Here is a 7,321-nt window from a genome sequence, read left to right on the forward strand (position 1 = left end):
GCCCTGGCCGGTGCAGCATTGGCGGCCGACATCGAAACCACACCAGCTAAAAACGCCCAGGTTGACGACTTCGCGGCGGGTAAAAAAGCCATCAGCGCCAAGAACTGGTCGGAGGCCGTGAGCAGCTTTAACAAGGTGGTGGCCAAGGACCCGAAAAATGCCGACGCCTACAACTACCTCGGCTATTCCAACCGCTGGATGGGCAAGTACGACGATGCCTTTGCCGCTTACGGCAAGGCGCTGGCGCTGGACCCCAAGCACAAGGGCGCGCTGGAATACTCGGGCATTGCCTACCTGAAGACCAACCAGAAAGCCCAGGCCGACGCGCAGCTGGCCAAGCTGCAGGCGATTTGCGCGACCTGTGAAGAAACCCGCGACCTGGCCAAGGCCGTGGCCGAGTACAAGCCGGCCGCCAAGTAAGCCGCCCTTGAACACCACCATTGCGGCGCGGCATGCGCTGCAATGGTTTCCTGTTGCCACTCACCTCCCGGCGCACACAGAGCGGGTCTCTGGGTGCGCGACCTCTGATGATCTGAAAGAAAACAATGACTGACGCTGATCGCATCAAATACCTGCGCATTGCCCTGGTGCTGATAGGGGTGACGTTCACTTTCGGCTTGTGGCCGCTCACCATCGTCTGGCCTTCAGGCTGGTCGTGGCATGCGGAAGGGCGTTCGTATTACCTGGAGATGATCCTCGCCCTTTATGCGACGCTGGGGATATTCCTCATGCTCGCCGCCCGTAACCCTCTCTTGCACCGCAGCCTCATCTGGTTTACCGTCTGGTCCAGCATTGCACACGGCGGGGTGATGGCAGTGCAGTCGTTTCAGGGCCACCACAACATGGGGCACCTCTGGGGTGATGTCCTGGCGCTGTTCGCGGTGGCGGCTGTGCTGGCATTGCTGACTCCCCGCGAAGCTTAAGCCGAAAGAAATCCCATGCCCAAGCTAACACGCCCTGCCTTCCGGATGCTGCCAACTGCTCTGTTTTTCATAGCTGCTTGCGCACTACCCATATGGGCTGCAGCCGGAAACATTTCCATTCAAGTGCTCGACAAGGAAGGCAAGCCGGCGCCGGACGCCGTAGTCGTCGTGGTGCCTTCCGCCAAAACCGGGGCGCCCCAAAGCCCTTTGCCCGCCCAGGTGACGATCTACCAGGAAAAGATGCGTTTTGTACCGGCCGTCAGCGTGGTGGCGCTGGGCGCCAAGGCCCAGTTCGTCAACAACGATCCGTGGGAACACCATGTGCGCGGCTCGGCCGCCGGCGCAGCGCAGTTCAACGCAACGCCGGGCGAGGGGTTCGAGCTGCGGCTCGACGGCAAGCCCGAAGGCAAACCCGCCAAAACCGCTGACGCCACTTTCAACAAGGCCGGCGCCGTGCTGCTGGGCTGCCACATTCACGGCTCCATGCGCGGCCATGTCTATGTGAGCGAATCGCCCTGGGCCGTGCTGACAGGCGCCGACGGCGTAGCGCAGGTCGAGCAGTTGCCCGAAGGCGCTGCGCAGATCAAGGTCTGGCATGCCGACCAGCTGATCGATATAGCGCCGCAGGCTTATACCGTGACCGCGTCGCCGGGCAAGCTGACCCTGCAGCTCAGCGTGGTGCCGCGGCGGCGACGGATCTAGTGATTGCCACGGAGAAAGCTCGCCGGAAATTTTCCCAAAGCAAACATCTTTCAGGAAAGCGCTGACTCAGGTCTTGCGCAGGCGCGGCGGCCGGATCGGAATCGGATGCAAGGCGGATTTCTTGCCAATGGCGGGCTATTGGCAAGAAATCCAATGCAGCAGGCCGCCCGGGCCCGCTGACCGCGCACCACGGAGGACTTGTTCAGCGCTTCCCTGGCTACTTTTCCTGCAACTTTCAATCAGGCAAAGCCCGCCGGAAATTTCAGAGCTGCGCGAGAACTCTTGCCAATCAAATGAAGTACGCCGAACGCAGCGTACGGATACGGTGGAACTTTCGCCCAGTCGGTGGTTTCGGGCGGCGCCAGGGGTTACTTGTCATACCGCCTCATAAGCATCGTCGATACATCGATGCTGGACATGAATTTCGCTGCGGCTGGTGCTTTCTCGAAGCTCGCCATGGACGCGTTGGCATCGGCGGCGGACCGCCAGTGCACGATCACCAGCCATTCGCCATTTTCGCCCGCCGCGCTCTCACGCGAGACGAACCCAGGCTGCCTCGACACATGCTGCGCCTCGACTTCCTGGTCTACAAGCCGGAACTGCGCCGCCGTAATGCCGGACCTGAGTTTGAAGGTCACGACTTCGATGACCTTGGCCGAAGGTGTTGCGGCAGCGGTATCGCTGGCCTGCATCGCAAACGTGCAGACAACGATGCTGCCATAGAGCCATTTCGAGATGTCCATGAAGTTTTCCTTCTTCAAGTTCAGAACTTGCCGTTCGCGTTCTTCCATTCGGAACGCGGCGCAATGGTTTCGATGGTGTCCCAGTGTTCGGCAATCTTGCCGTTCTGCACGCGGAACAGGTCGTAGAAGCTGGTCGGTTTTCCGGCAAAAATCCCCTCGCTGGCCACCAGCACGAAGTTGCCCTCGCCGAGCACGCGATGGATGCGGTCGTACTTCATGGTGACGCCAGCCGTGGCCATGGCTTGCAACGCCTGACCGAGGCCGGACAGCCCGTCCGCGATCTGGGGGTTGTGCTGAACATAATGATCCCCGTCGTAGTAACCGGCAAGCTTGTCCATCCGGCCATTGACCAGGATGTCCTCGACGAAGGACTTCACAAGTGCTTTGTTCGCGACCGTTTTTTCCAGGTCCGTGGATTGCACAGGCCCGTCGACCATGGTGTGGCCACTCGGGTTGGCTTTGGCCGGCGTTTCCTGCAAATTGTCCCAGTGCTCGACAATCTTGCCATCCTCGAAGCGGAAGATGTCGAAACCGATCTTCGGTCCGAAGAAGTTGTATTCAGTATGGGCGAAGACCAGGTCGCCGTCCTGGAACACACGCACGGTGTTCGCCTTGGCTGATCCCTTGGGCAAGGCTTGCAGGAGCGCACCGAAGCCAGCAAGGCCGTCTGCGGCGGACAGATTGTGCTGAATGTATTTATTGGGGTTGATCACAGCAACCGGCGCAGCGTCGCCGGTTTCGATCGCTTTGAGCAGGGCAACGACCTGTTGTTTTTGAGGGGTCATGGATTCTTTCTTCTTAGATGCGTGAAGGGGTGGATTGCCGGCGCAGGCGGCGAGGCCGGCGATGGTCAATGCCGCCAGGGCCAAACGAAACGGTCGAACGATAGTCATGGTGAAATTCTGCCAATTCATTGTTGAGGGTGTCGGTTCCTGCTCGATGTCTTGCCTATATGAACGAGATGATTCTGTTCGTTTTCCTCGTTGTAGAAAAGATCGAAGCCCTTCAAACAATGATCAAAACTAGGATTTTTACGGATTTCTGCTCTAGACTCCGGAAACATGAAAGCAGCCTCTCCCAATATTCCTGAGATTCGCTTCGACAACCCACGGCTTGCCAAAGTGGGGGTGGAGACGATGACGCTCAAGGAACTCAGGCAACACGCACCCGCACGCGTGCTCTCGGCAACGCAGCGTGTTGATTTCCACCACCTGCTGCTGGTTCAGGAGGGACGATCGCGACACATGGTCGACTTCATTGAACATCCCTTGCAGCCTGGCTCGGTTCTTCTGGTTCGGCCCGGTCAGATACAGCAATGGCAGATGACCAATGAACTGCAAGGGCAGCTCACCCTGATCTCGGCGGAGGCTCTGGCACCTGCCATGGATGCGCCCACCATCGGCCAGGGATTGCTCGGCCTGGACCTATGGCCGAATGTCTCCGCGCCCAGCAAGGAGCTGTTCATCGAGGCCGTGGCCGACAGCAGCAGGCTCAGGGCGGATATCGATCGCTTCGAAGGAACCCTGATCGATGCCTCCATCATCAGGCATGCGGTTCTGACCATGCTCTTGCGGCTTGCCCGCGCGTTGCGCGGCGGGACGGGTACGCCTGAAGCGACACGGGAGGGAGGGATTTACCACCTGTTTCACAGGCTGCTGGAAGCGAACTTCAGGACACGCCCGAGCGTGCTCGATCTGGCAAGGCGGATTGGGTTTTCAGAAAGCACCTTGTCACGTGCTTGCGTGGCGACTGTCGGCCGCACGGCCAAGGACGTGATTGACCGGCGTATTGCCCTGGAGGCCAAGCGGCTCCTGGTTCACAGCAAGGCGACTGTCGCGGAGATCGGACATGAATTGGGATTCATCGAACCCACCAACTTCGTGAAGTTCTTCAGGCGGATCGCACTGGTCACGCCGGCGGCATTCCGAGCCGACCATCTTTCTTGACAGCTGCCCAAGCACGTGTGTCAGCCGCCCGCCTTGGTTGCCGCTATGCTGCGGACGCAGCGCAACACCAAGCAACCTCCCGTCCTGTGAAAACAGGCCCGGCGGGCTTTCTCAGCGGCGATCACGCATTAATGAAGGTCGGCAGACGTTGACAGCACCTTTCACGAAACTTACATTGAAGCTTCCGCACGGAGGCTTTATGTCTGATCCCTCTGACCCGTCCAAGGCATCACTACCTGTCCGGTCGTCGTACTGGCACCCCATCACGCTGGCGCAGTTGCAACGCGTCAAGGACTGGCGCGAGGCGCAACGAGCGGCGCACCCGCTTGAATGCCAGCTCTGGGAGATAGTGCTGACGGCCTGGGTGATGGGCTGGATGGGCTGGTTGCCTGCCTTCACTTTTGAGGCGGCCTGGGCCTACCCACTGTGCGTGCTGGGCACACTGGCGCCGCGGCTGTATGTGTATGCGCGGGCACGGGCGCACATTGCGCGGCGTCTCAGGTGTGACTGGCTGGACCTGGTCGCCTGACTTAGAGTGTGGGCATGAACGCCCCCACCCCACCTGCCCTCACCTGCTTCACCCTCAACACCACCGGCCACATCGCCCACCTGGTGCTGAACCGCCCCGAGGCGATGAACACCATGCACCCGACCTTCTGGCGCGAGCTGGATGCGGTGCTCACACACATCCACAAGGCCGGCGAGGCGCGCGTGCTGGTGATCTCCAGCACCGGCAAGCACTTCAGCGCCGGCATGGCACTGGAAACCTTTGGCAGCGACATCGCCATGGACGACCAGAGCCCCGAGGGCCGCGCCGCCATCTTTGACATGCTGGGCGACATGCAGGCCACCTTCACCAAGCTCGAAACCCTGCGCATTCCGGTGATCGCCGCCATCCAGGGCGGCTGCATAGGCGGAGCGGTCGACATGGTGACGGCCTGCTGCCTGCGCTACGCCACGGCCGACGCATTCTTCTGCATCCAGGAAATCAACATCGGCATGGTGGCCGACGTGGGCACCTTGCAGCGCCTGCCCAAACTGGTGCCGCTGGCGGTCGTCAAGGAATTGGCTTACACCGGGCGGCGAATGCCGGCGGCCAAAGCGCTGGGCTACGGCCTCGTCAATGAAGTGTTTGACTCAGCCGAGGCGATGCTGGCGGCCGCCATGCAATGCGCCGGCGAGATTGCCACCAAGCCGCCGGTGGCCATCTGGGGCACCAAGCAGGCCATCCACTACACGCGTGACCACTCGGTGGATGACGCGCTCAAACAAATGGGCTGGCTGCAGGGCGCGATCTGGAGTAACGCGCATGTCCGTGAGGCGGTTACCGCCATGAAGGAAAAGCGCGCGGCGAGCTTTCCCGGGCTTTCACCGATCAAGAATTTCAATGAATTCGGCCTCTAGCCTATACAAAACTTGCGCAAGCAGCTATTAATTTAATAGCAACCTGCATTGGCAATTATTGGCGGGCTGTGCGAATGGCAGGCGGCAGCGCCTGCGGATGGCTGGTGCGAAACGGGTTGATGTCCAGCCCGCCGCGGCGCGTGTAGCGTGCATACACTGAGAGCTTCATGGGTTTGCAGCRCGTCCAGATGTCCATGAAGATGCGTTCCACACATTGTTCATGGAACTCGTTGTGGTTGCGAAAGCTCACCAGGTATTGCAGCAGGCCTTCCTGGTTGATCTGCGGGCCGGCATAGCGAATCTGCACACTGCCCCAGTCGGGCTGGCCAGTGACCAGGCAATTGCTTTTGAGCAGGTTGCTGGTCAGCGTCTCTTCCACCGGCGGCTCGTCGAACTCGGCAAACAGCAGCTCGGGCGTAGGCGTGAAATGAATGCACTCCACGTCCAGCCTGTCCAGGTTCAGGCCGTCGAGTTCATGCACGGGTTCGCGGTCGAACAGCTCGGGGCCCAGCGTCTTGATGCCCACGCCCATACCGACAGCACCGTTCAGGTCGGCGCGAATGCGTTCGCGCACATCGCGCGCATCGGCAAAGCGCGTGTTGTTGAAGCTGTTGAGGTAAAGCTTGAAGGACTTGCTCTCCACAATGTTCGGCGACTCGCAGGGCACGGTGATGTGGGCCAGTGCCACCTGCGGCTTGCCGCGCATATTGAGCCAGCTCAGCTCAAATGCCGTCCACATGTCTGCGCCGAAAAACGGCGGCGTGCCGGTGACGCCGATCTCGGCACGCTTGCCTTCGCGCGGTATCGGGAACAGCAGCGAGGCGTCGTACTGGTCGATATAGGCAGACGTTTTGCCGAGCTGGGATTGTTCAGGGGTGTTCATGCACCCATTTTCGCCGCTAACCGCCGCCATGCTGAAAGCGGCCGTACAAAGCCCCAAGCTATGGGGCTGTATCAGCTTGCCGCTTTGAAGTGGGGAATCAGCAGAGCCAGCAAACGGTCGACAACACCCGGCGGCAAATCGTGGCCCATGCCTTCAATGCTTTCGAAGCGTGCACCGGGAATGCGCCTGGCCGTGTCCTGCCCGCAGGCCATAGGCACCAGCCGGTCTGCCTGGCCATGCACCACCAGCGTCGGCGCCGTCACCCTGGCAAGTGCCGAGGCGCGCGTGCTGTCAGCGGCAACGGCCACCATCTGGCGAAGAATGCCCTGCGGATGAAAGCTGCGCTGCGCCGCAGCAGCGACTTTTTCGCGAATCTCGGCGTCGTTCATGGGAAAGCCCGGGCTGCCGATGGCCTTGAGCAGCTTCACCGTATGGTCGATGGCGGCCTGCACACCCCTGCCGGCAGGCCGGCTGAGCAGCACACGGGCCACCGCCGGACTGGCTTCCGGCAGGCCGCGCGCACCGCTGGAGCTCATGATGCTGGTCAGGCTGAGCAGGCGCGATGGAGCCAGCACCGCGACGCGCTGCGCGATCATGCCGCCCATGCTCACACCCACCACATGTGCCTTGCCGATGTGCAGCGCGTCCAGCACGCCCACGGTGTCGGCGGCCATGTCTTCAATGCTGTAGGGCGGCCGGATACGCCAGCCCATACGGAAC

At 61.0% G+C, this 7,321-nt stretch carries 10 protein-coding genes; 6 read left to right on the forward strand and 4 right to left on the reverse strand.

The features are described 5' to 3' along the window. From AC1D1P_RS10160 to AC1D1P_RS10170, 3 genes are all read left to right on the forward strand, one after another. Positions 1–420: tetratricopeptide repeat protein (locus AC1D1P_RS10160; RefSeq protein ID WP_477672879.1), on the forward strand; the 420-nt coding region annotated here is incomplete at its 5' end. A 125-nt stretch (positions 421–545) separates the two neighbouring features. After that, positions 546–923, forward strand: a complete 378-nt coding sequence (locus AC1D1P_RS10165; RefSeq protein ID WP_477672880.1) for a DUF6632 domain-containing protein — start codon at positions 546–548, stop codon at positions 921–923. Between the two features lie 123 nt (positions 924–1,046). Beyond that, a complete protein-coding gene (locus AC1D1P_RS10170) occupies positions 1,047–1,625 on the forward strand; it encodes a cupredoxin domain-containing protein (RefSeq protein ID WP_477672881.1) in 579 nt (192 codons plus the stop codon). Positions 1,626–1,993: 368 nt separating this feature from the next. Here the strand turns inward: AC1D1P_RS10170 and AC1D1P_RS10175 are convergent, their stop codons facing one another. Together AC1D1P_RS10175 and AC1D1P_RS10180 are read right to left on the reverse strand one after the other, a co-directional pair. Further along, a complete protein-coding gene (locus tag AC1D1P_RS10175; protein WP_477672882.1) occupies positions 1,994–2,368 on the reverse strand; it encodes an antibiotic biosynthesis monooxygenase family protein in 375 nt (124 codons plus the stop codon). 20 nt (positions 2,369–2,388) lie between these two features. Further along, positions 2,389–3,261 carry a nuclear transport factor 2 family protein gene (locus AC1D1P_RS10180; protein ID WP_477672883.1) on the reverse strand — a complete coding sequence of 291 codons (873 nt, stop codon included), beginning with the start codon at positions 3,259–3,261 and terminating at the stop codon, positions 2,389–2,391. Positions 3,262–3,429: 168 nt separating this feature from the next. Between AC1D1P_RS10180 and AC1D1P_RS10185 the strand changes: the two genes are divergently transcribed. The 3 genes from AC1D1P_RS10185 (at position 3,430) to AC1D1P_RS10195 (ending at position 5,718) form a co-directional block, all read left to right on the forward strand. Continuing rightward, positions 3,430–4,314 carry an AraC family transcriptional regulator gene (locus AC1D1P_RS10185; protein ID WP_477672884.1) on the forward strand — a complete coding sequence of 295 codons (885 nt, stop codon included), beginning with the start codon at positions 3,430–3,432 and terminating at the stop codon, positions 4,312–4,314. 199 nt (positions 4,315–4,513) lie between these two features. Next, the gene (locus AC1D1P_RS10190) at positions 4,514–4,843 is read left to right on the forward strand and encodes a hypothetical protein (protein WP_477672885.1); all 330 of its coding nucleotides are present in this window, start codon (positions 4,514–4,516) and stop codon (positions 4,841–4,843) included. A gap of 14 nt (positions 4,844–4,857) precedes the next feature. Continuing rightward, the gene (locus tag AC1D1P_RS10195; protein WP_477672886.1) at positions 4,858–5,718 is read left to right on the forward strand and encodes an enoyl-CoA hydratase-related protein; all 861 of its coding nucleotides are present in this window, start codon (positions 4,858–4,860) and stop codon (positions 5,716–5,718) included. A gap of 55 nt (positions 5,719–5,773) precedes the next feature. Here the strand turns inward: AC1D1P_RS10195 and queF are convergent, their stop codons facing one another. Together queF and AC1D1P_RS10205 are read right to left on the reverse strand one after the other, a co-directional pair. Further along, on the reverse strand, positions 5,774–6,601 hold the full coding sequence (gene queF, locus AC1D1P_RS10200; RefSeq protein ID WP_477672887.1) for an NADPH-dependent 7-cyano-7-deazaguanine reductase QueF: 828 nt from the start codon (positions 6,599–6,601) through the stop codon (positions 5,774–5,776). Positions 6,602–6,672: 71 nt separating this feature from the next. Further along, on the reverse strand, positions 6,673–7,321 hold a 649-nt coding region (locus tag AC1D1P_RS10205; RefSeq protein WP_477672888.1), incomplete at its 5' end, for an alpha/beta fold hydrolase.

The sequence above is a fragment of the Polaromonas sp. P1_E1_2 genome, assembly GCF_056406035.1.